14 protein-coding genes are annotated in these 23,124 nt (G+C 66.0%); 5 read left to right on the plus strand and 9 right to left on the minus strand.

All coding sequences use genetic code 11. The annotated features are described in order from the left end of the window. Nucleotides 1-30 precede the first annotated feature (30 nt). From U1H82_RS07210 to U1H82_RS07220, 3 genes are all read right to left on the minus strand, one after another. Nucleotides 31-729: an HPP family protein gene (locus U1H82_RS07210; protein WP_322964241.1), complete on the minus strand. Its 699-nt coding sequence runs from the start codon at nt 727-729 to the stop codon at nt 31-33. Between the two features lie 107 nt (nt 730-836). After that, a complete protein-coding gene (locus U1H82_RS07215; RefSeq protein ID WP_322964242.1) occupies nt 837-1,928 on the minus strand; it encodes a lactonase family protein in 1,092 nt (363 codons plus the stop codon). Nucleotides 1,929-2,021: 93 nt separating this feature from the next. After that, nucleotides 2,022-4,502, minus strand: a complete 2,481-nt coding sequence (locus tag U1H82_RS07220; RefSeq protein WP_322964243.1) for a PhoX family protein — start codon at nt 4,500-4,502, stop codon at nt 2,022-2,024. 442 nt (nt 4,503-4,944) lie between these two features. On the opposite strand from U1H82_RS07220, the gene rplJ reads away from it, so the two are divergent. From rplJ to U1H82_RS07235, 3 genes are all read left to right on the plus strand, one after another. Next, entirely contained in the window at nt 4,945-5,466 is a 522-nt protein-coding gene (gene rplJ / locus U1H82_RS07225) for a 50S ribosomal protein L10 (RefSeq protein ID WP_322964244.1), read from the plus strand. A 70-nt stretch (nt 5,467-5,536) separates the two neighbouring features. After that, entirely contained in the window at nt 5,537-5,911 is a 375-nt protein-coding gene (gene rplL, locus U1H82_RS07230) for a 50S ribosomal protein L7/L12 (protein ID WP_007403895.1), read from the plus strand. A 192-nt stretch (nt 5,912-6,103) separates the two neighbouring features. Beyond that, on the plus strand, nt 6,104-7,183 hold the full coding sequence (locus tag U1H82_RS07235) for a DUF5694 domain-containing protein (RefSeq protein ID WP_322964245.1): 1,080 nt from the start codon (nt 6,104-6,106) through the stop codon (nt 7,181-7,183). Nucleotides 7,184-7,201: 18 nt separating this feature from the next. On the opposite strand, the gene U1H82_RS07240 is transcribed toward U1H82_RS07235, so the two are convergent. The 4 genes from U1H82_RS07240 to rpoB all read right to left on the minus strand — a co-directional run bounded on the left by U1H82_RS07240 (nt 7,202) and on the right by rpoB (nt 18,338). Then, nucleotides 7,202-8,926 (minus strand): hypothetical protein, encoded by a 1,725-nt coding sequence (locus U1H82_RS07240; RefSeq protein ID WP_322964246.1) that lies wholly within the window; start codon nt 8,924-8,926, stop codon nt 7,202-7,204. Between the two features lie 409 nt (nt 8,927-9,335). Further along, complete coding sequence (locus U1H82_RS07245) at nt 9,336-9,518, minus strand: hypothetical protein (protein WP_322964247.1); 183 nt, start codon at nt 9,516-9,518, stop codon at nt 9,336-9,338. Nucleotides 9,519-9,788: 270 nt separating this feature from the next. Continuing rightward, complete coding sequence (gene rpoC / locus U1H82_RS07250; RefSeq protein ID WP_322964249.1) at nt 9,789-14,075, minus strand: DNA-directed RNA polymerase subunit beta'; 4,287 nt, start codon at nt 14,073-14,075, stop codon at nt 9,789-9,791. 84 nt (nt 14,076-14,159) lie between these two features. Continuing rightward, nucleotides 14,160-18,338: a DNA-directed RNA polymerase subunit beta gene (gene rpoB / locus U1H82_RS07255; RefSeq protein WP_322964250.1), complete on the minus strand. Its 4,179-nt coding sequence runs from the start codon at nt 18,336-18,338 to the stop codon at nt 14,160-14,162. Between the two features lie 399 nt (nt 18,339-18,737). Here rpoB and U1H82_RS07260 point away from each other — a divergent pair, with 399 nt between their 5' ends. Then, nucleotides 18,738-19,970: a hypothetical protein gene (locus U1H82_RS07260; RefSeq protein WP_322964251.1), complete on the plus strand. Its 1,233-nt coding sequence runs from the start codon at nt 18,738-18,740 to the stop codon at nt 19,968-19,970. A 33-nt stretch (nt 19,971-20,003) separates the two neighbouring features. On the opposite strand, the gene U1H82_RS07265 is transcribed toward U1H82_RS07260, so the two are convergent. Next, complete coding sequence (locus U1H82_RS07265; protein WP_322964252.1) at nt 20,004-20,777, minus strand: metallophosphoesterase family protein; 774 nt, start codon at nt 20,775-20,777, stop codon at nt 20,004-20,006. Between the two features lie 28 nt (nt 20,778-20,805). Then, nucleotides 20,806-21,894 carry a catalase family protein gene (locus tag U1H82_RS07270; protein ID WP_322964253.1) on the minus strand — a complete coding sequence of 363 codons (1,089 nt, stop codon included), beginning with the start codon at nt 21,892-21,894 and terminating at the stop codon, nt 20,806-20,808. A gap of 157 nt (nt 21,895-22,051) precedes the next feature. Here U1H82_RS07270 and U1H82_RS07275 point away from each other — a divergent pair, with 157 nt between their 5' ends. Then, nucleotides 22,052-23,080, plus strand: coding sequence for a quinone-dependent dihydroorotate dehydrogenase (locus U1H82_RS07275; RefSeq protein WP_322964254.1), 1,029 nt, complete (start codon nt 22,052-22,054; stop codon nt 23,078-23,080). Nucleotides 23,081-23,124 lie beyond the last annotated feature (44 nt).

A 23,124-nucleotide genomic window follows, 5' to 3' on the forward strand; every position in this document is an offset into this window, starting at 1 on the left:
TGCCAAAGGGGCGGGCCTTTTTGCTGGCCGTTATCCGCGCCGGGGAAAGCGGAAGCGCCGGGTCGGCACCGCACGGGCGCGCGCATGGCGCTCGGCATGGGCGAGCAGCATGTCCAGATCCTCGCGCGCGATGTCGAAGCTTTCATGCATGTCCTCCAGCGCCGCGTCGATATCGGCGGCCCGGATGCGCGACAGGTCAGTGCTGGGCGGCACCACCGCCGGTTCGTGCGGATAGCTGCGTCCCGTCGCGCGGTGGAAGAACATGCCCAGCGCCACCAAAGCGATCGAGTTGATCGCCACCGGCGCGAAGGCGAAGGAGAAGCCCGCCGCGTGAATCCCCTGGCTGCCGATCACGGCGGTCAGCGCCGCCGCCCCGCCCGGCGGATGCAGGCAGCGCGCCAGCGACATGACGAGGATCGCGCCCCCGACCGCACAGCCCGCCGCCAGCGGCAGCGAGGGGATCGCCTGGAACATCGCCACCCCGACCAAGGTCGACAGGACATTGCCGCCCACCACCGACCAGGGCTGCGCCAGCGGACTGGCGGGAACCGCGAAGACCAGTACCGCCGAGGCGCCCAGCGGCGCGACGATGATCGGCAGATCGGGACCGAGCGGGGGCAACCCGCCACACACGATGATGGTCAGCGCGATCCCGATCACTGCGCCGACACAGGCAAGAACACGGCCGGACAGCGTGGCTCCGGCAAGCAGGGGCTGGAAGAAGGACATGGGCGTTCAGACCAGGAAAAGGGAAGAGCGCCTCTAACCTAATCCGGCCCAAATCCGCCATGGGCAAAGCCTTGGCACCTCATAACCTGCGCTTCACGGATGGGCGGTCAGGCCTCTGCCAGGAACACCACGCCGGGAATGGCAATGCTCTGCCCGGCCGCAGCCAGGCCGCCATCCTTGCCGATACGGAACGTCGTGATCGTCCCCGATCGCTCATTGGCGACGAGCATCTCGCCCCTCGCCTCACGCAGCAGGAAGAAGCGCGGCCAATCCCTGCCGCTCGGCACCACGGCGCGCAGGCTGGGCTCGCCGCGCGCATCGAGCGCGAAGACCGAGATTCTGTTCGCCCCGCGATTGGAGACATAGAGCGTCCGCCCCGCCCGATCGATCGCGATATGCGCGGCATAGGACGGGCCCTTCGTCCCCTCCGGCAACAGCGCCCGCTCGCCCGCCGTGCGGAAGCGTCCGTCGGGCAGTGCATCGAGCACGAACAGACGCGGCTCCAACTCGCAGGCAAGATAGGCGCGCGCGAGCCTGGGATGATGCACCATGTGACGCGGACCCACACCCGCCGGGGCCTGCCACGCGATCCGCTGGTCGGAGAGCGTCCGCGCCACCGGATCGAAGCGATAGGCAAAGATCGCGTCCGCCCCCAGATCGACCGAATGCAGCCAGCGCCGGTCGGGGCTGAACCCCACCCAATGCGCGTGCGGCCCGGCCTGACGCTCGGCATTGGGGCCGGTCCCGCGATGCTGGAAGAGCTGCGGTTCGCCCGGCGCACCCGTCCGCCGATCCAGCCGGTAGAAGGCGACCGAACCGCTGGAATAATTGGCCACCGCCAGACAGGCCGAGGCGCGGTCGATCGCGACATGGCACGGGTCCGCGCCGCCGGTCGAGGCCCCGCCCCGCGCCCTCCAGTCGGGACCATAGCCGGTAACCCGCCCCTCGGCCTGTTCGCGCAACAGATAGAAGGTGCCGTTCGGCCCGCCGCCGACACCATAGGAGGCGTTGACGATCCCCGTCACCGGCGGCTCCACGCGCCCGTCGACGATCGGGTACAGCCCCTTGCCGCCCTCATTGGCATAGGTGCCCGCGATCAGCCGGTCCCCCGGCCCCCGCGCGAAGAGCGGCTCGCCCATGACGGCCAGCCCCGTGGTCGCGATCGCGCCCACCATCACTTCGCGCCGTGTCGTCGTCATGCCGCCCCTCCTTGTCGGCGGCCCTTGAACGCCAAAGGGGGCGGGAAGGCAATCACTTCCCGCCCCCTCCGGGCTCATGATGCGACCAGTGGATCAGATCGCGACGACACCGCCGTCATTCTTGGTGATGACGATGGTGGCCGAGCGCGGACGTACCGTCGCCGCCGCACTGCCGCTCTGGCTGTCGGGCCAGTTGCTGGTCGGGGCCGATGGGTTGGAAGCCCCCTCGCCCGGATGCTGGATGTTGACGAAGACCGAGGTGCCGTCCGGCGTCGAGTGGATGCCGGTGATCTCGCACTGTTTCGGCCCGACCAGGAAGCGCTTCAGCGTGACGCCCGGCGCCTTGCCGATGCGGGTGGTGACGGTGGCCGACGCGCTCCCTGCGCTGCTCGTCACCGACCGCGTGCCGCCATCGCCGACCCGGCCGGGGATCGCGGCCAGCATCATGCAGTTGGTGACGTCGGTGAACGCGCCGTCATCGGTCTGAATCCACATCACGGGCGTCGCTTGCCCGGCGACATTGCTCGGCAGGCTGAACCACAGGCCGTCAGGCGACGAGAAGTCGTTGGTCGCGTCCAGCCCCGACAGGTTGATATTGGTCGGATCGAGGTCCGCGCCCGCACCGAAGGCATACACGTCCCAGGTGAAGCTGGTCGCCTCGGTCGTGTCACCCGTCTCGCGGATACGGATGATATGGCCGTTGCGGTTGCCGACCGAGGTCGAGGGCGGATCGACATAGGCGCGCGGATTGGCGGCATCGACCCCGGTCTGGCTGCCCGACGCGACCGGCTTGCGCGAGCTGTTGTTGGTCAGCGTGCAATACATCTCGCCGGTCGCCGGATTGACTGCGGTCCATTCCGGCCGATCCATCTTGGTCGCGCCCAGCGCATCGCCCGCCAGACGGGTGTTGATGAGCACATCGGCCTGGTCGGCAAAGGGATAGAGGCTGTTCGACGCGGTCAGCCCGTTCTGACCGAACACCAAAGGCAGCCACTGGCCGGTGCCGTCCGCATTGAACCTGGCGACATAGAGCGTGCCGGTGTCGAGATATTTGTCGCCCACCGCCAGACGGTCGGAGGCGCTGGCGTCCGACGCGTTCCACGGCGTCGCCGATACGAATTTGTAGATATATTCGTTCTGCGCATCGTCGCCCATATAGAAGGCGGGGCGGACCCCGGCGATCATCCGGCCGCTTTGGCAGCCTTCATGGTTCATGCGGCCCAGCGCGGTGCGCTTGCGCGGGGTCGACGACGGGTTGAACGGATCGATCTCGACCACCCAGCCGAACTGGAACGGTTCGTTGCGAAAGTCCGCCGTGCCGTCGGCCGCCAGCGCGGCGGTGGCGGTCGCGTTCCAGCGGCGGAAGACGGTGCTCGACGCGTCGGACGGTGTCACCGTGGTCCAGCCATAATTGCCCGAACGCCCCTCACCGATGCCATAGCGCGACAGCGAGGCATTCTGCTTGGGCGTCGTCGCGGTCCGCACCGCCGCGTCGCCCGAGCTGCGACGGAAATAGCCCGCCCAATTCTCTTCGTTGGTCAGATAGGTGTTCCACGCCATCGTGCCGTTGGCGCAGTTGTTGATCGTGCCGCGCCCGCCCGTGCCATCGGTCGAATAGGCGGTCTTCAGCCAGGCGCTGCCCTTGACCGGGCCGCTGAACGCCATCGGCGTGTTCGGCGTGATGCGACGGTTCAGTGCCGAGGACTGGACATAGCTCCAGGTGCCATTGGTGCGGTTCACCTCGACCACCGAGACGCCGTGGCATTCGATCTCTTTGATCGCCTCGCTTTCGGGGCGCGGGGCGGGCGTCTGGCCGTTCACATGCAGATATTGCTCGCTGATATTCTCGTGATTGAGGACCAGCAGGCCGCGCGTGCTGTTCGTTGGGTCCGGGCTGGTGCCCGACGCGGCGAGGCCGAAATAGCTCATGCCGTCATGATGGTCGCCCGCACGCTGGGCGAAATTGGTGTCGGTGCCGTTATTCGCATAGGCCGCGACGCCCGAGGCGATCGGATCGCCCAGCCGATAGAGCACGCTGACGCTATAGCCCGCAGGCACCGTCACCACGTCCGCCAGGCTATGCGGCACGGCAGTAAAGTCGAGCGTGATCGGCGTGACGATGACGGTCACGCTGTTGTTGGTGACCAGGCCGTCGCGGCTGGTGATCTCCAGGTTGAAGCCGAGCTGGGTCGCGGTGGCGACCGCAGGCGCGCGGAACGAGGCGACCAGCTGGTTGGCGCCCGTCAGCGTGACCGACGGCCCCGCCGTCTGGCTCCAGTTCACATTGGCGACCTGGCCGCTGGCAACCGTGCCGGTCAAGGTGACGGGGCGGCCCGCCGCGACGCTGGCGGTGCTGCCCGCCGCCGTGGCGGTGACGGCCTGCGGATTCTCGTCATCACACCCCGCCAGCAGGGCGCCACCGAACAGCGCGGTGGTCATCGCCGACACACCGTGGCGCAGCGTCTGGCGGCGCGACAGGCGGGTGGCGATCAACGCGCTCATATGCGTATTGGCGGAGCGGTTGGTATCGATGTCGCCATCGTCATAGGCGACCAGGTCATTGATATCCGACATGGAAATTCCCCCGGCACCGCGCGGGCAAGGGGCGCGGTCACGGCCTCGCCCTTTGCCGCCCCACCAAGACATACAGGCTTCATTTCGGCGTCATCCCGATGACAGGGAAATAACCTTTGGATGACAATCACGTCATTCTTGCAGCGCACTTGACTCCTTTTGCCATTCCGCCTAACCGCACCCCCGCATCCGGATGGGCTTGCCCGTTCGGATTCCGTCCAAGACAGCAGGTGCCGGGGAATATGCCCTGGCTTAATCTCCTGCCGAGACGGGGAAAAGGATTTTGCCGGTCGTGCCACTTGCTGGTCCCGCCCGGTCTGCCCCGCGTTTCTTACGCGTCGGTTGCCCATTCCCCATCGCTGGACACCCCGAGGGGTGGTCACACCCCCCGGTCAAGCAACCGGGATGACCGTTCGCGGTCGTTCCAACCATGGAGAATGGCATGGATCGCGATCAAAAGACCCAGGCCGTCGCCGAACTGAACCGCAACTTCAACGAGGTTGGCGTGGTGGTCATCACCCGCAACCACGGCATGACCGTCGCCCAGTCGACGGCCCTGCGCACGAAGATGCGGGAAGCCGGCGCGACCTACAAGGTCTCGAAGAACCGGCTTGCCAAGATCGCAGCCCAGGGCACCGACTATGCCGGTGTCGCTGACATGCTGACGGGTCCCGTCGGCATTGCCAGCTCGATCGATCCCGTGGCCGCCGCCAAGGTGGCCGTGGACTTCGCCAAGACGACCGACAAGTTCGAGATCGTCGGCGGATCGATGGGTGCGAACGTCCTTGATGTCGCAGGCGTGCAGGCGCTGGCGACTCTGCCCTCGCTGGACGAGCTCCGGGCGAAGCTGGTTGGTCTTATCGTCGCTCCGGCGACGAAGCTGGCCACCATCACCCAGGCTCCCGCGGCGCAGATCGCTCGCGTCCTCGCGGCTTATGCCGACAAGGACAAGGAAGCCGCCTGATCTTCGGGCGTACACGATTTGAACTGACACACTCGGGCCACTTCATCCGGCCCGTATTGGAGATAAGAACATGGCAGACCTGAACGCGCTGGTTGACCAGCTGAGCGAGCTGACCGTCCTCGAGGCCGCTGAGCTCTCGAAGATGCTCGAAGAGAAGTGGGGCGTCTCGGCCGCCGCTGCTGTTGCTGCGGCGCCTGCCGCTGGCGGCGCTGCTGCTCCGGCCGCTGAAGAGAAGACCGAATTCGACGTGATCCTCACCGGCGACGGTGGCAAGAAGATCAACGTCATCAAGGAAGTCCGTGCGATCACCGGCCTGGGCCTGACCGAAGCCAAGGCGCTGGTCGAAGGCGCTCCGAAGCCCGTCAAGGAAGGCATTGCCAAGGACGAGGCCGAGAAGATCAAGAAGCAGCTCGAAGAAGCCGGCGCGACCGTCGAGCTCAAGTAATCGGACTGCGGGGGGCAACCTCCGCACCCGTTCGCTTGGCGAGCTAAAGTTTAGGGCGGCCCCTTCGGGGGTCGCCCTTTTCTTTTGGGGCGGGGTCATCAGGGATCATTGGCCCAATGCCGTCATTGACGGCCTTCTGACATACTATATTATACCACCAATACAGCTTTGGCGTATGAGGGGGTAGACGGGGTGAAGCGGTTCGCATTCAAAGTGATAGCAGTAGCGGCCGGTCTGGCAGGCATTGCGGATGCCCAAAGCTATCGTCCGTCCTTTCGGCCCGATGCCTTGACCGACCGTCCGGTCGGACGTCCCAACGAACTATTGGTGGTCGGCTCTCCCCATCTATCGACCCTGCCGTCCAGCTTCCGACCCGACATGGTCGAACCGCTCCTCCAACGCCTGGTCCGATGGAAACCGACGGCGGTCGCCAGCGAGAACATCGCCGGGCTGCAATGCGATGCCATGCGGCACCAGCGCGAGCGGCAGGCCGAAGCGGTCCAGAGCTATTGCTATGACCCCAGCGCTGCGGGCTTGGCCGCCGGACTCGACGTTCCTGCCGCCAATGCCGAAGCCGAAAAGCTGCTCGCCGCCTGGCCGACAGCCCCCTCGCCTGCGCAGCGGCGGCATCTTGCACTTATCTTCCTCGCGGCGGGGGAACCGGCATCCGCCATGGTCCAATGGTTCCGACTGTCCCCAGACGAACGACGGGCGGGGGACGGACTGACCCCGGCCCTGGTGAGCGACCTGCAAAAGCGATTGAACGGCAAGAACGAGTCAAACCTGGTCGCCGCGCAACTGGCGGCCCGATCGGGGCTGGAGCGGGTCTGGAGTGTCGACGACCAGTCATTCGTGGGCGCGACCATCGATGACAAAGCCTATGGCGAAGCGTTGGTGCGGGCATGGGACAATCCCGCGACCAAGGCGCGCCAGGCCGAGGCCAAACAGCTTTACGCGGGGATCGGGAAACCCGACGGTCTCCTCGATCTATATCGCGCCCTCAACGCACCAGCCGCTGCCAACCTGGCATACCGATCGGATTGGGGGGCGGCGCTGACCGAACCATCGCAACAGGCTTATGGACGGCGCTATGTCGCCTATTGGGAAACCCGCAACCTGCGGATGGTGGCGAACATTCGCGAGGTCCTGGGCCGCGCGCCCGGCACGCGGATGATCGCCATCGTCGGTGCGTCGCACAAACCCTATTACGAAGCCTATCTGCACCAGATGCGCGACGTAACGCTCGTCGATCCGGCCCCTTTGCTGCGATAGGCCGATGCTGGGCGCGCCTTAAAGCCGCGCCCAGGGTTGCGGCTGCCGCATGTCGAGCCGACAGACACGCTGAAGCCCATGCCGCCGGGCATAGGCCCGCACCCGCGCGTCATAGTCGACGGCCAGCGGATCGCCGAAATTCCAGTCGGGCGGGTTGAAGGTCGAAAAGCCGTTGATCGTCGGCACCCGCCACCGCTCGGCCAGGAACATGGCGTCGACATTGTGCGGATAGAGTTTGTGCAGTTCCGCGCTGATATAGAGCGGCTCCGTCACCCGCGCCGCCGTGACGTAGAAGACCCGGCATCCGGCAGGCGGCGGGGGAATAGCCGACAGCGCGGCACGCTGCTCCGCGCCGCTGAGTTGCGCAGGGGTCTCGGCGCTCAGATTCTCGACGACCAGCAGCGCGACGATCGCCGCGAGCCAGGCGGGGCGCTTGTCGATCAGCCGCGCCGCCTGCGCCCGCCAGCCTGCGACGATGACCAGCAGAAACGGCAGGGTCAGCCAGAGCTGATAGCGTGACACCGTCCGCAACCCCTTGGCCCCCGGCACCAGTTCGAACACCAGCAGCCAGGGCGAGGCCCGCCAGAATTGCAGCGTCAGTACCCAGGCGATCATCATCGCGAGCGTGAAGGCACGGAGTGTCACGGGCGCGCGGCCTCCGCCCACCACCCGCCGCCGCACGACGATCTGCCAGGCCGCGACCAGCAACAGCCCGACCATCAACAGCGGAAACCCCGCCTCATGCTCGCCGCCCAGCACGCGGTGCGGCAGCGCCGGATCGTCGGGCAGCATGGCATGGACCAGCGCATAGAGCGGCATGAACAGCCAACCCCAAAGGTAATTGCCCGGCCCGACATTGACCATGTCGATGACCGGCGTGACGAGATAGCCCAGCATGTCGTCCACCGCCTCGCCCCCCGTCTCCCCCATCTTGGGCAGATAGACGATGAGGAAGGGGAGGATCAGCAGGGCAAAAGCGCCCCCGCCGATCGCCAGCGTTCCCGCATGCCGCCGCATCAGGCCTAGCGCGGCAACCGGCCTGGCCTGCCCCGTCATCACGCCCCAGCACAACAGGAACAGGCAGGCCGAGAAGATGGTGAACCAGGCCATGTAATAGGAGGTCATCAGCCACGCCGCCATCAGGGCGGCGAGCGCCACCGCATATAGCCGGGCCGTGCCATGCCGCCCCGCTTGCTCGGCCCGGACGCATCCGATCGCCAGGATCATTGCAAGCGGCAGCAGCGCGACGCTCTGCAACTGGGCGTGGACGGCCTGCAGATGGATGTTGCTGGCGATCATCCAGAGCAGCGCCACCAGCAGCGCCCCGCCCCGCCCCCAGCGGAGGCTCCACGCGACCAGCGCATAGGCGGCGACGAAACCGATCGTCTTGAACGTCAGGATGTTGAGCGTGTCGGCATGAAACGGATCGGCGACCAGCCGCCACAGGCTATAGACGATGCCATAGAGGACATAGCCGTCATTATAACCCAGCGTGCCGCCATAAGGATGGAAGTAGAAGCCGCTATTCCACGGCGACACCCCCGACCAGACGTTGCGCCAATGTTCGAGGATCGTCATCTCGATCAACGCATCGCCGCGCTCGCCAAAGCCCAGGTCGAACCCGCTGGCAATCGGCACGCGGAAAAAGATCAGCATCGCCAGCATATAGGTAACACCGAACAGCGCCATGCTGGTGATGCGCGCCGAAGACGGGCGAGATTGAGGCGCGAGCGGTCGATCCATCGCCGCCGCCTATGGGCCCGGCTCGGCCCTGTCGACCCCTGCTAACCGTCGAACGGTGGGCACGGCGCACGGCGATTCGCCCAGCTCGGCCAGTATTACGCCCCGGCCCAAGGAGTTGCGGGAAAGCCGTGTCGTTCCGGACGCGCCGCCAAAAATGCCTTCGCATCTTTTGTACGAACCCCATGCCCTTATCGCCGCTGCGCTGCGCCGTCGCAGACCTAAATCGATTGCGAACCGGCGGCGTCCGAACGGCCAAATGCCGCACAAGCGGCGGCGCTCAAGGGCTGCGATAGCGAGGCCCTGCTCTACGGCATCGGGCGACCGGCCGATCCGGCGGCCGCGCGGCACTGCGCCATGCTGGAGCGGGACCGCGAAACGGACATACCCGATGCCTATGTCACGGGGTCTTTTACTCCGCCGCCGCCTCGACCGTCATGACGCCTTCCGGCTGGCTGTAGACACGATCAAGATAATGGTTGGCGATGATGTAATGCGCTCGAACCGCGGCAGGGTGGGTCGCCTTCTGGGCCAGTTCGAGTTCGGTTTCGGCACGCTGGTAGAAATAGTCTTCGTCAATCTCGGGGGACGTCATTTCAGGTCTCCGGGGTCCCATCGATGCGCCAATAACCCGCGCATGTCCGGGATCTTCTCCAATATTCGTATATGGTTGGGAGGGCGGTTCGGTTCCCGTCAAAAGGGCCTTCACCCCCTCCATTCGGCGCAAATCCGTTGTTTTCGTCGCAACACTTTCCTGCCCGCAGGCAGGGCGCCACGTCTACCTCAAAGGACAAGGCGCCACTCGTAAAAAGCCGCCGCCCGGTTGCCCGGACGGCGGCCCTTTGATTCCAATCCGTCAGCCGGATCAGTCGTTCAGATACTCACCGGCATCGGCGTCCGTGCCGTGGCCCGAGGGTGCGACCTCGGCCAGCGGATCGCTGCCCGTGCCCGCATCCTCACGCGGCGAACGCGCGTTTTCCGCCGCCCGCTGCTCGGCCGCGCTGACCGGCGCGACGATCGCCTCGGCCAGCTTGCGCTGCTGGGCGCGGAGCGCCGCATCGCGGCTGGAGGCCGCCACGCGCAGACGGTTCATGCCCGCACCGGTACCCGCCGGGATCAGGCGGCCGACGATGACATTCTCCTTCAGGCCCATCAGCGTGTCCTGCTTGCCCTGGACCGCCGCCTCGGTGAGGACGCGGGTGGTTTCCTGGAACGACGCCGCCGAGATGAAGCTGCGGGTCTGCAGCGACGCCTTGGTGATGCCGAGCAGGACGGGCTTGCCCTGTGCACGGACCTGGTTCGCGTCGAGCTTGTCGTTGATCGCGTCCATTTCCTCGCGATCGACCTGCTCGCCCTTCAGCAACGTGGTGTCGCCGCCGTCGGTGATCTCGACCTTCTGCAGCATCTGACGAACGATCGTCTCGATGTGCTTGTCGTTGATCTTCACGCCCTGGAGTCGATAGACTTCCTGGATTTCGCTGACCAGATATTCGGCCAGCGGCTCCACGCCCATCGTTTCCAGAATGTCGTGCGGATCGGGCGAGCCGCCGATCAGGTTGTCGCCACGCTTGACGTAGTCGCCTTCCTGAACGTCGATCACCTTCGACTTCGGCACCAGATACTCGACGACCTCGCCGCCATCCTCGGGCTGGATGCCGATCTTGCGCTTCGCCTTGTAATCCTTGCCGAACACGACACGGCCCGAGACCTTGGCGATGATCGCCGAGTCCTTGGGAACACGCGCCTCGAACAGCTCGGCGACGCGCGGCAAACCGCCGGTGATGTCGCGGGTCTTGGCCGACTCGCGCGCGACACGGGCCAGAACGTCACCGCCCTGCACCTGCGCACCATCCTCGACCGAGAGCGTCGCACCCGGTGCCAGCATGTAGCGACCGGCCTCGCCCGAATTGTCGTCGAGCAGGGTCATGCGCGGACGCAGATCCTCCTTCGACTTGGTCGAGGCGCGGTACTCGGTGACGACGCGCTGGGCGATACCCGTGGCTTCGTCGACCTGCTCGGTCAGGGTCTTGCCCTCGATGAGGTCCTGGAACTTCACCGTACCGGGGTTTTCCGTGATCACCGGCATGGTGAACGGGTCCCACTCGGCCATGCGGTCGCCCTTCGACACGATGTGGCCATCGTCGAACAGCACGTACGCACCGTAAGGGATACGATCCACCGAGAGCTCGCGGCCGTCCATGTCGACGATCGCGATCTCACCCGAACGGCTCAGCACCACGCGGCGACCACGCTGGTCGACGATCAGGCGCAGGTCGCGGAACTGGACGGTGCCGTCCACGGCCGCTTCCAGGTTCGACTGCTCGTTCAGCTGCGCCGCGCCACCGATGTGGAAGGTACGCATGGTCAGCTGCGTACCCGGCTCACCGATCGACTGCGCCGCGATGACGCCGACCGCTTCGCCGATGTTCACCGGCGTACCGCGGGCGAGGTCACGGCCATAGCACTTGCCGCAGACACCGACCTTCGATTCGCAGACCAGCGGGCTGCGGATCTTGACCGACTGGGTGTTCGCCGCCTCGATTCGGGCGACCATCGGCTCGTCGAGCAGGACGCCCGATGCGATGATGACTTCGCCGGTCTTGGCGTTGACGATGTCCTCGGCCGTGGTGCGGCCCAGGATACGCTCGCCAAGCGAGGCGATGGTCGAACCGCCCTGCACGATCGCCTTCATCTCGAGGGCGCGGGTCGTGCCGCAATCCTCTTCGATGATGACGCAGTCCTGACTGACGTCCACCAGACGGCGGGTCAGGTAACCCGAGTTCGCCGTCTTCAGTGCCGTGTCGGCCAGGCCCTTACGTGCGCCGTGGGTCGAGTTGAAGTATTCAAGAACGGTCAGACCTTCCTTGAAGTTCGAGATGATCGGCGTCTCGATGATCTCGCCCGACGGCTTGGCCATCAGGCCGCGCATACCCGCCAGCTGCTTGATCTGGGCGGGGCTACCACGGGCGCCCGAGTGGGCCATCATGTAGATCGAGTTGATCGGCTTCTCACGGCCTTCCATCGGGCCGTCCTCATAATGACGGACCGCCTTGATCTCGTTCATCATCGAGTTCGCGACCTGGTCGCCGCAACGGCTCCAGGCGTCGATCACCTTGTTGTACTTCTCCTGCTGCGTGATCAGGCCGTCCTGATACTGCTGCTCGAAGTCCTTCACCTGCTCGCGCGTCTCGTCGACCAGACGATCCTTGTCCGGTGCGATGATCATGTCGTCCTTGCCGAACGAGATGCCCGCACGGAACGCGTGACGGAAGCCCAGCGCCATGATCGCGTCGGCGAACAGCACGGTCTCCTTCTGGCCGGTGTGACGATACACCTCGTCGATCACCTCGCCGACGTCCTTCTTGGTCAGGACGCGGTTGACGATGTCGAAGGGCACCTTGTGGCTCTTCGGCAGGCACTCGCCCAGCAGCATGCGACCAGGGGTGGTCTCATAGCGCTTGAGATACTGGTTGCCCTGCTCATCGGTCTGCGGAACGCGGCTGATGATCTTAGTGTGCAGCGTGACGGCACCGGCGAAGAGGGCCTGATGGACCTCCTCCATGTCCGCCAGCATCATGCCCTCGCCCGGTTCCTTCTGCTTTTCGAGCGAGAGGTAATACAGGCCCAGCACCATGTCCTGCGACGGCACGATGATCGGCTTGCCGTTGGCGGGCGACAGGATGTTGTTGGTCGACATCATCAGGACGCGCGCTTCCAGCTGCGCTTCGAGCGACAGCGGGACGTGCACGGCCATCTGGTCGCCGTCGAAGTCGGCGTTGAACGCCGAGCAGACCAGCGGGTGAAGCTGGATCGCCTTGCCCTCGATCAGCACCGGCTCGAACGCCTGGATGCCCAGACGGTGAAGCGTCGGCGCACGGTTCAGCATGACCGGGTGCTCGCGGATCACCTCGTCCAGGATGTCCCAGACTTCCTTGCGCTCCTTCTCGACCCACTTCTTGGCCTGCTTCAAGGTCATCGACAGACCCTTGGCGTCCAGACGGGCATAGATGAACGGCTTGAACAGCTCGAGCGCCATCTTCTTGGGCAGGCCGCACTGGTGCAGCTTGAGTTCGGGGCCGGTCACAATGACCGAACGGCCCGAATAGTCGACGCGCTTACCCAGAAGGTTCTGACGGAAGCGGCCCTGCTTGCCCTTCAGCATGTCGGACAGCGACTTCAGCGGACGCTTGTTGGCGCCCGTGATCGTGCGGCCACGACGGCCATTGTCGAACAGCGCGTCGACCGCTTCCTGCAACATGCGCTTTTCGTTGCGGACGATGATGTCCGGCGCACGCAGCTCCATCAGACGCTTCAGGCGGTTGTTGCGGTTGATGACGCGGCGATACAGGTCGTTGAGGTCCGAGGTCGCGAAACGACCGCCGTCCAGCGGCACCAGCGGGCGCAGCTCGGGCGGGATGACCGGGATCACTTCCAGGATCATCCACTCGGGACGGTTGCCCGATTCGATGAAGCTCTCGACGACCTTCAGGCGCTTGATGATCTTCTTGGGCTTCAGCTCCGACTTGGTCGTCGCCAGCTCTTCCAGAAGCTGCACGCGCTCGCCCTCGAGGTCGAGGCTTTCGAGCATGATGCGGACCGCTTCGGCACCGATACCGGCCGAGAAGGCGTCCTCGCCATATTCATCCTGCGCGTCGAGCAGCTCGTCCTCGGTGAGAAGCTGATACTTCTCCAGCGGGGTCAGGCCCGGCTCGATGACGATATAGGCTTCGAAGTACAGCACGCGCTCGAGCTGCTTGAGCTGCATGTCGAGCAGCAGGCCGATGCGGCTCGGCAGCGACTTCAGGAACCAGATGTGCGCAACGGGTGCGGCCAGTTCGATATGGCCCATCCGCTCGCGGCGGACCTTCGACACCGTGACTTCGACACCGCACTTTTCGCAGACGATGCCCTTGTACTTCATGCGCTTGTACTTGCCGCACAAGCATTCGTAATCCTTGATCGGACCGAAGATGCGCGCGCAGAACAGGCCGTCACGCTCGGGCTTGAACGTCCGATAGTTGATCGTCTCGGGCTTCTTGATCTCGCCGAACGACCAGGAACGGATCTTGTCGGGCGACGCGATACCGATCTGAATCTGGTCGAAGGTTTCCGGCTTGGCCACCGGATTGGCGAAGTTGGTCAGTTCGTTCATCTTGCTTTCCTCACAGGGAGGGAAAATTCATCGGGCGAGTGAGAAAGGCGCCGGTGAGGCGGGTGGCCCCACCGGCTCCGTATCTTACTCCGCCGCCTCGGCCAGACCGTCGTCCTGGGCGTCTTCCATCGACTTGAGATCGACGTTGAGACCCAGCGAGCGCATTTCCTTGACCAGCACGTTGAAGCTCTCCGGGATGCCCGCCTCGAAAGTGTCGTCGCCCTTGACGATCGCTTCGTAGACCTTGGTGCGGCCGACCACGTCGTCCGACTTCACCGTCAGCATTTCCTGGAGCGTGTACGCCGCGCCATAAGCCTGCAGCGCCCACACTTCCATTTCCCCGAAGCGCTGGCCACCGAACTGCGCCTTACCGCCCAGCGGCTGCTGGGTGACGAGGCTGTACGGCCCGATCGAACGCGCGTGGATCTTGTCGTCGACCAGGTGGTGCAGCTTCAGCATATAGATGATGCCGACCGTGACCTTGCGGTCGAACTGATCGCCGGTGCGCCCGTCGAACAGGTCCGACTGGCCCGAGGTGTGGAGGCCTGCCAGTTCCAGCATCTCCGACACGTCGCTCTCACGCGCGCCATCGAACACCGGGGTCCCCATCGGCACGCCGGTGCGGATGTTCTGGACCAGCTCGGCCACTTCCTCGTCGTCACGGTTCTGGATGTCTTCGGCATAGTGATCGCCGTAGATTTCCACGAGCCGCGCCTTGACCGCTTCCGGCACCGCGCCCGGCTTGGCGTCGGGATTGGCTTCGCGCCAATCCTCCAGCTGCGCCGCGACCTGCATACCCAGGTTGCGCGCCGCCCAGCCCAGATGGGTCTCGAAGATCTGACCGACGTTCATGCGCGACGGCACGCCCAGCGGGTTCAGCACGAGATCGACCGGCGTACCGTCCGCGAGGAAGGGCATATCCTCCTGCGGCAGGATACGGCTGATAACGCCCTTGTTGCCGTGACGGCCGGCCATCTTGTCGCCCGGCTGCAGCTTGCGCTTCACCGCGACGAAGACCTTGACCATCTTCAGCACGCCCGGCGGCAGCTCGTCGCCACGCTCCAGCTTGTCGCGGCGGTCATGGAACTTGTCCGTGATCCGCTTGGCGGCTTCGTCATACTGCGCCTTGACCGCTTCCAGATCGCTCTGGCGCGCGTCGTCGGCGACGGCGAACTTCCACCATTCGTGACGATCGACCGATTCCAGCACCTCGGCATCGATGACGATGCCCTTCTTCACGCCCTTGGGCGCGGCGGTGGCGGTCTGGTCGAGCAGCATCTCGCGCAGGCGGCTCCAGGTCGCCCGGTTGAGGATGGTGCGCTCGTCGTCGGCGTCCTTCTTCAGACGCTCGATCTCCTCGCGCTCGATCGCCATCGCGCGCTCGTCCTTGTCGATGCCGTGACGATTGAAGACGCGGACGTCGACGATGGTCCCTGCCACACCCGGCGGCAGACGCAGCGAGGTGTCGCGCACGTCGCTGGCCTTTTCACCGAAGATCGCGCGGAGGAGCTTCTCTTCCGGCGTCATCGGCGATTCACCCTTCGGCGTGATCTTGCCGACCAGGATATCGCCCGGCTCCACCTCGGCCCCGACATAGACGATGCCCGCCTCGTCGAGGTTGCGCAGCGCCTCTTCACCCACGTTCGGGATGTCGCGGGTGATGTCTTCCGGCCCGAGCTTGGTGTCGCGCGCCATGACTTCGAACTCGTCGATATGGATCGACGTGAACACGTCGTCCTTCACGATCCGCTCGGAGATGAGGATCGAGTCCTCATAATTGTAGCCGTTCCAGGGCATGAACGCGACGAGCGCGTTGCGGCCCAGGGCCAGCTCGCCGAACTCGGTCGAGGGGCCATCGGCGATCACGTCGCCCGCCTTCACAACGTCGCCCACCTTCACCAGCGGACGCTGGTTGATGCAGGTCGACTGGTTCGAGCGCTGGAACTTCATCAGCGTGTAGATGTCGACGCCCGACTTGCCCGCATCGACCTCTCCGGTCGCGCGAACCACGATACGCGCCGCATCGACCTGGTCGACGATACCGGCGCGCTTCGCCGCGATCGCCGCGCCCGAGTCGCGCGCAACCGTCTCTTCCATGCCGGTGCCGACGAAGGGCGCTTCCGCCTTCACCAGCGGCACGGCCTGACGCTGCATGTTCGAGCCCATGAGCGCGCGGTTGGCGTCGTCGTTTTCCAGGAACGGAATGAGCGAGGCGGCGACCGAGACGAGCTGCTTCGGCGACACGTCCATCAGGGTGATCTGATCGGGCAGCGCCATCAGGAATTCGCCCGCCTGACGCGCCGAGACCAGATCCTCGACGAAGCGGCCTTCCTCATCCGTCGCGGCCGAGGCCTGGGCGACGGTGTGCTTCTGCTCTTCCATCGCCGACAGGTACACGACCTCGTCGGTCACCTTGCCGTCGATCACCTTGCGGTACGGCGTCTCGATGAAGCCATACTTGTTGACGCGAGCGAAGGTCGACAGCGAGTTGATCAGACCGATGTTCGGGCCTTCCGGCGTTTCGATCGGGCAGATGCGGCCATAGTGGGTCGGGTGAACGTCGCGGACTTCGAAGCCCGCACGCTCACGCGTCAGACCGCCCGGCCCGAGCGCCGAGACGCGACGCTTGTGCGTCACTTCGGAGAGCGGGTTGGTCTGGTCCATGAACTGCGACAGCTGCGACGAACCGAAGAACTCGCGCACAGCCGCCACGGCGGGCTTGGCGTTGATCAGGTCGTTCGGCATCACCGTCGAGACGTCGACCGACGACATGCGCTCCTTGACCGCACGCTCCATGCGCAGCAGGCCGACGCGATACTGGTTCTCCAGCAGCTCGCCCACCGAACGCACACGACGATTGCCGAGATTGTCGATGTCGTCGATGTCGCCCTTGCCGTCCTTCAGGTCGACCAGCGTCTTGACGACCGCCAAGATATCCTCGGTGCGCAGCGTCGTCACCGTATCCGGGCAGTCGAGGTCGAGACGCATGTTCAGCTTGACGCGACCCACGGCCGACAGGTCGTAGCGATCGGGATCGAAGAAGAGCCCTGCGAACAGCGCTTCAGCGGTTTCCAGCGTCGGCGGCTCGCCGGGGCGCATCACGCGGTAGATGTCGGACAGCGCCTGCTCGCGCTCTTCGGCCTTGTCGGCCTTCAGCGTGTTGCGAATCCACGGACCGGTCGCGACATGGTCGATGTCGAGCAGTTCGATCGTGTCGACGCCCGCCTTGTCCAGCGCTTCCAGATTCTCGGCGCTGATCTCGTCACCGGCCTCGACATAGATTTCGCCGGTCTGCTCGTTGATGAGGTCATAGGCCGAGTAGCGACCAAAGATTTCCTCGGTCGGGATCAGCAACTGGCTGAGGCCGTCCTTGGCCGCCTTGTTGGCGGCGCGAGGGCTGATCTTCTGACCGGCGGGGAACACGACCTCGCCCGAGTCCGCATCGACGATGTCGAACATCGGCTTGGCGCCGCGCCAGTTCTCGGCCTGGAACGGGATCTTCCAGCCGCCGTCGCCGCGAACGAAGGTCAGGCGGTTGTAGAAATAGTTGAGGATCTCTTCCGAGTTCATGCCCAGCGCATAGAGCAGCGCCGTCACCGGCAGCTTGCGCTTGCGGTCGATACGGACGTTGACGATGTCCTTGGCGTCGAACTCGAAGTCCAGCCACGAGCCGCGATACGGAATCACGCGCGCGGCGAACAGATACTTGCCCGAGGCGTGAGTCTTGCCGCGGTCATGGTCGAACAGCACGCCCGGCGAACGGTGCATCTGGCTGACGATGACGCGCTCGGTGCCGTTGATGAAGAAGGTGCCGTTCTCCGTCATCAGGGGCATGTCGCCCATGTAGACGTCCTGCTCCTTGATATCGATGACCGACTTGGCTTCGGTGTCGGGATCGACCTCGAACGCGGTCAGGCGCAGCGTGACGCGCATCGGCGCGGCATAGGTGATGCCCCGCTGGCGACATTCCTCGACGTCGAACTTCGGGTCTTCCAGGACGTAATCGTCGAAGTCGAGATAGGCGGTGCCGGCAAAATCCTGGATCGGGAAGACGCTGCGCAGCGTCTTTTCCAGCCCCGAGACATGGCCCGTGGACTTGTCCGAGCGCAGGAACTGTTCGTAGCTTTCGCGCTGAACCTCGATCAGGTTCGGCATCTGCACCACTTCGTGGATGTCGCCGAACACCTTGCGGATACGCCGCTTGGCGGTGCCGCCATCGCCCTTGCGCGGGGCGGAGCCGCTGTCGATCGCCTTGGTTGCCATGGGTCTGTCTGCCTCGTCAGCCGTAAATCACTGCCCGGATGCCTCCGGGCCAGACGCAACGACAGACGCCGAAAGGCCGCGCGCAAGTCTCTGCGGCGGCATCCGGCGTCCGTTGAACCAACGATCCTCCATTCGACCGACACGCTGCGCGAAGGCGCGTCATTTCCCGAAGATCGTGGTGAGTGATCGCGATATAGGGGCGCGACCCCTTTGTGTCAAACCGCGCCACGCGCCGGACAGGCGAAAGTTCCCGCGATCGCGCGGCCTGCCACATATTGGCCGCATATCCCGTTACACTATGGGGTTGCATCCGCAGGGCCTACCGGGCACGGCTGGTGCGGCCGGGTCTGGGACCCGGACGGCGGTTGAAGATTGTAGTTACCACGAGGAATGCATTTCATGACATCGTCCGGGCCGCGCCGCGCCGCGCGCCTTCTTGCCCTGACGCTGGTGCCGGTGCTTGCCCCGCTGCCCGCCGCTGCCGTCCCCTTTCAGACCACGTCGCAGGACAATGACGCCGCGCGTCCATCGACCGGCGGACTGGACGGGTTCAGCCTGAGCCCGCGATCCTCGACGCCGCAGACCACCGCGACCCCGGTGCCGACCCCGCCGACGCCGCGCCTGGTCCTGCCCAGCCAGGCCGCGCCCCAGGCGACCCCGACGGCCACGCCGACGCCCCGCGCCGCCCCGACGCCCCGGCCGACCCCGCGCGCCACCCCGACGCCGACGCCCAGCCCGACCCCGGTCGAGACCCCGGCACCGGCACCCTCGCCCGAGCCGCCCGCGACCCGCCTGCCCGACCGCGACGCCGCACCGGTCAGCAGCGACGTGTCCGGGGTCGACGGCGTGACCATCACCAACGACCAGACCCCGGCCATCGCCGCGCCAGGCACCGCCGCCCCCGAGCAACAGGCCGAGGCGGATCGTGGCCTGCCTTTCTGGCCGATGCTGATCGGCACCGGGCTGGCCGCCCTGGCGATCGGTATCTGGCTGGGTCGCCGCACCCGCAAGGCCCCCGCGCTCCCCGCGCCTGCACCCCGCACGGCGGCCGACGATGCGGAGCCCCCGCGTCCCGCCGCGCCGGTCCCCGACTTGGCGGCCCGTATCCCGGCCCCGCCGCCGCAGCCTGCCGCCCCAACCCTGCCGCCCGAACCCAGCTTCCTGCGCGTCGAGGCGCGGCCGGTGCGGGTCGGGCTCAACATGCTCTCGGCGACGATCGAGGCCGAAGTGACGGTGCATAATAGCGGTGCGACGCCGATCGGCCGGGTCGCGGTCGATCTGCGGCTGCTGAGCGCCCATGCCGGACTCGACGGGCAGCTGATCGAGCTGGCGCATCAGCCCCAGGGCCGCCCGATCGTCCCGCCCTTCGCGCTGGCGCCCGGCGAGAGCCGTACCGTGCGCGGCGTCACCGCGCTGCCGCGTGAGGCGATCCATGTGATCGACGCGGCGGGCCGCCCGATGTTCGTGCCGATCCTGGCCGCCGCCGCGCATACCGACTGGGGCATGGCCCGCTGCGCCTATGCGGTCGGGCTGGAGCGCGTCGATTCGACCAAGCTGTCGCCGATCTGGCTCGATCAGCCGGGCCGGATGTACGACCAGGTCGCCGCGCGTCCGCATGTGATGCGGGGTTGAGACGGGGCCCGAGCCACGCCCGACCCGATCGGATCACCCCGTCCGCATATCCTCGGTAATCACATGCGGCGCGGTTTCGCCGAAGCGGCGGACCAGCGTTTCGAAGCCCTGCCCCTCGATGCGGATTTCGTTGAAGGCGGGCGGCGTCTTGCGGGTGCGCTTGGATAGCGTGCCCGCACCGATCATCCGGATGATCCAGCCATTGCGGTCGACCGGCACGTCGAACGGGTCATGGACATGGCCGCTGAGCACCGCATGCGCGCCCGCCGCCGCCAATTGGGTCAGCGCAGCGTCGCCGTTGCGGGTCTTGGCGGTCCCCTTGGTCCCCCCTTCGATCAGCGGGTGATGCGCCGCGACCAGGATCAGATGATCCTTGGGCGCCGCCTCGATCAGCGCCAGTGCGCGGCGCAGCGAGCCCGAACTGACCCGCCCCTTCGACCAGTTCCAGCGCCACTGGGCGCGCGCCGTGGTCTTTAGCGGCACCACCGTCACGCCGGGCAGGTCGAGCGGCTTTTCGATCATCCGCTCGACCGCGGCATAGCGCTGATAGGGAGCGAACAGCCGCCGGAACGGGTCCCAATAATAGGGGATGTCGTGATTACCGACCTCGACCGTCACCGGCACGCCGAGCGATCGCAGCCATTCGCCGCCCGCCTGAAACTCGCGCTTGGTGGCACGCATGGTCAGATCGCCGGTCATGATGACCGCATGCGGTTTCTCCGCCGCCACCCGCTCGGCGAACCAGGCGAGCGCGGCGGGGTCCTCGGCACCGAAATGCACGTCGCTGACATGAAACAGGCGGATCATGCCGCCTGTCCTAGCCTGTGCCTCACCGTCACGGCAACTCGGCCATTGCGCGCGGCTCGTGCATCGGACAGCCATTCACCCGGCCGCGATAGTCGGCCGAGAAACGATAGGTGTCCTTGCGCGCCCGGTTGACATTGCCCAGCGGCTGGTGCGCGGCAAGGCCGTGCCAGATGCTGTAGGACAATGCGTCGTCGATCGCATTGGTCTCGCCATCCCGCCAGCTGATCTGTGGCGGGGCGGTGAAGGTCGCGACGGTGACATAGGGGCTGTCCGCCTCGCTCCATTCGGCGCTGGCATCCTCGATCGGCATGGATTCCAGATCGCGGTTGAGCTGGACGCGGAGTTCCCACTGACCGCCCTGCTCGATCATCACCTCGCGCACCACGTCGCGCAGCGCATCGGGGCGATCATGGGTGTCGACCGTGTCGCCGGTCAGTTGGGTCAATGCCGGGCTGACCGGGGCGAGCGCGAACTTCGCGATATGGTCGCCGTAACGAAACGGCGTCTGGCTGTAATAGGTCTCGCCCAGCGGATGCACCTGCTTCGCCCCGCCCAGCGACTGGAGCGTCGCGCTCTCGATCCCGACCGTCTCCAGCGTCGCCTCGATTCCGCGCAGGATGCCGGACAACAGCTTCTTGCCGCCCTCCAGCCTGTCGGTGGTGGCGGCGAGCATCTTGAGGTTCTTGGCAAAGGCCTCCGCCGTCGGCGCGGTGAAGGCGGGCGCATTGGCCATCACGAAATCCTGCGTCGCATCGCCCTCGGAGCCGGGCAGCCGCTCGCCTTCGACCCCGATCACCTTCAAGGCAAAGCCGCGCGGCAGACCGATCGCATCGTCCAATATGTCGCCCGGATTGGTCGAGATGCGCCCCACCGCGTCATAGTCGCCGCCATGCGCGAACAGCCCCTGCGCCAGTTCGGGCGGCAGATTGTCATGGACCTTCAGCGTACCCCGGACGATGCCATGCGCCTTGGCATGGACGGCGCGGACGCCGTGGCCATAGTCCTTCGACGTGGTGTCGAGGATATGTTCGAACGCGTGGTTCATCTGGTCGACGGTGTCGCCTTCCTTGGGGCTAACATCTTCGACCTGGGGGGTGAATGCGACGGGCGTCTTCATCGGGGCTCTCCCTGTGGGTCCCCACCAACCCATGTTGGGTGATAGCGTTCCTTCGGGAGATAGCGGCCACCCGCTGATCTTGCCGCTCCCCTCCCGCAGGCGGGAGAAGATAGAGCCCCGCTTCCCCCTCCCCCGGCAATCCGCTAACCGGGCCGACATGGCCTTGTATCACCCGTTCCTCTTCGCCCTCGATGCCGAGCGCGCCCATGGTCTGACGGTCGCGATGCTGTCGCGCTGGGGTTCGCTGGGCGCGCCGCTGGGGGTCGATCCGGCACGTTATCCGCGTCTGGCGACCACAGTGGCGGGGATCGATTTCGCCAATCCGCTGGGACTGGCGGCAGGAGTCGACAAGAATGGCGAGGCGATCGACGGCTTTTTCTGGCTGGGCTTCGGCATGGTCGAGATCGGCACGCTGACCCCTAAGCCGCAACCCGGCAACCCCAAACCGCGCCTGTTCCGGCTGGTCGAGGACAAGGCGGTGGTCAACCGCTATGGCTTCAACAATGGCGGGCTGGAGGCCGGGCTGGCGCGGGCGAAAGCGGCGAAGCGCAAGGGCGTGCTGGGCATCAATGTCGGCGCGAACAAGGACGCCGCCGACCGGATCGCCGACTATCGCCACGGCGTGACCCATGCCGCGCCGATCGCCGATTATGTGACGATCAACATCTCCAGCCCGAACACGCCGGGCCTCCGCGATCTTCAACATGGCGCCGCGCTGGCGGAGCTGCTGGCGGCCTCACGCGCGGCGGCGGGCAATGTGCCGCTGTTCCTCAAGGTCGCCCCCGATCTGGACCCCGCCCAGATCGACGAGATCGCCCGCGCCGCGATCGACAACCGGCTGGACGCGATCATCATCGGCAACACCACCATCACCCGCCCCGATGTGAAAAGCGCCAACGCCGCCGAAACCGGCGGCCTGTCGGGCCGACCGCTGGCTCCGCTCGCCCGCGCGCGGCTGGCGGACTTCCGCACGGCGACCGGCGGAGCGCTGCCCCTGATCGCGGCGGGCGGCATCGACAGCGGCGCGGAGGCCTATGCCCGCATCCGGGCAGGCGCCAGCCTGGTGCAGCTCTATTCGGCCTTGGTCTATGAGGGGCCGGGGCTGGCGGGGCGCATCCTGACCGATCTCGATGCATTGCTGGCCCGCGACGGGTTCGCGAGCGTCGGGCAAGCGGTCGGCGCCTGACGTTACGGCTTGGCGGAGGGCCTCGCCTGCCGCTAGGGTCGCGG

It is taken from the genome of Sphingomonas fuzhouensis (genome assembly GCF_034659795.1).
Lineage (GTDB): Bacteria > Pseudomonadota > Alphaproteobacteria > Sphingomonadales > Sphingomonadaceae > Sphingomonas > Sphingomonas fuzhouensis.

Coding starts and splice junctions, on each gene's coding strand:
- U1H82_RS07210 (WP_322964241.1), bottom strand. CDS start 729: ATGTCCTTCTTCCAGCCCCTGCTTGCCGGAGCCACGCTGTCCGGCCGT.
- U1H82_RS07215 (WP_322964242.1), bottom strand. CDS start 1,928: ATGACGACGACACGGCGCGAAGTGATGGTGGGCGCGATCGCGACCACG.
- U1H82_RS07220 (WP_322964243.1), bottom strand. CDS start 4,502: ATGTCGGATATCAATGACCTGGTCGCCTATGACGATGGCGACATCGAT.
- rplJ (WP_322964244.1), top strand. CDS start 4,945: ATGGATCGCGATCAAAAGACCCAGGCCGTCGCCGAACTGAACCGCAAC.
- rplL (WP_007403895.1), top strand. CDS start 5,537: ATGGCAGACCTGAACGCGCTGGTTGACCAGCTGAGCGAGCTGACCGTC.
- U1H82_RS07240 (WP_322964246.1), bottom strand. CDS start 8,926: ATGGATCGACCGCTCGCGCCTCAATCTCGCCCGTCTTCGGCGCGCATC.
- U1H82_RS07245 (WP_322964247.1), bottom strand. CDS start 9,518: ATGACGTCCCCCGAGATTGACGAAGACTATTTCTACCAGCGTGCCGAA.
- rpoC (WP_322964249.1), bottom strand. CDS start 14,075: ATGAACGAACTGACCAACTTCGCCAATCCGGTGGCCAAGCCGGAAACC.
- rpoB (WP_322964250.1), bottom strand. CDS start 18,338: ATGGCAACCAAGGCGATCGACAGCGGCTCCGCCCCGCGCAAGGGCGAT.
- U1H82_RS07260 (WP_322964251.1), top strand. CDS start 18,738: ATGACATCGTCCGGGCCGCGCCGCGCCGCGCGCCTTCTTGCCCTGACG.
- U1H82_RS07265 (WP_322964252.1), bottom strand. CDS start 20,777: ATGATCCGCCTGTTTCATGTCAGCGACGTGCATTTCGGTGCCGAGGAC.
- U1H82_RS07270 (WP_322964253.1), bottom strand. CDS start 21,894: ATGAAGACGCCCGTCGCATTCACCCCCCAGGTCGAAGATGTTAGCCCC.
- U1H82_RS07275 (WP_322964254.1), top strand. CDS start 22,052: ATGGCCTTGTATCACCCGTTCCTCTTCGCCCTCGATGCCGAGCGCGCC.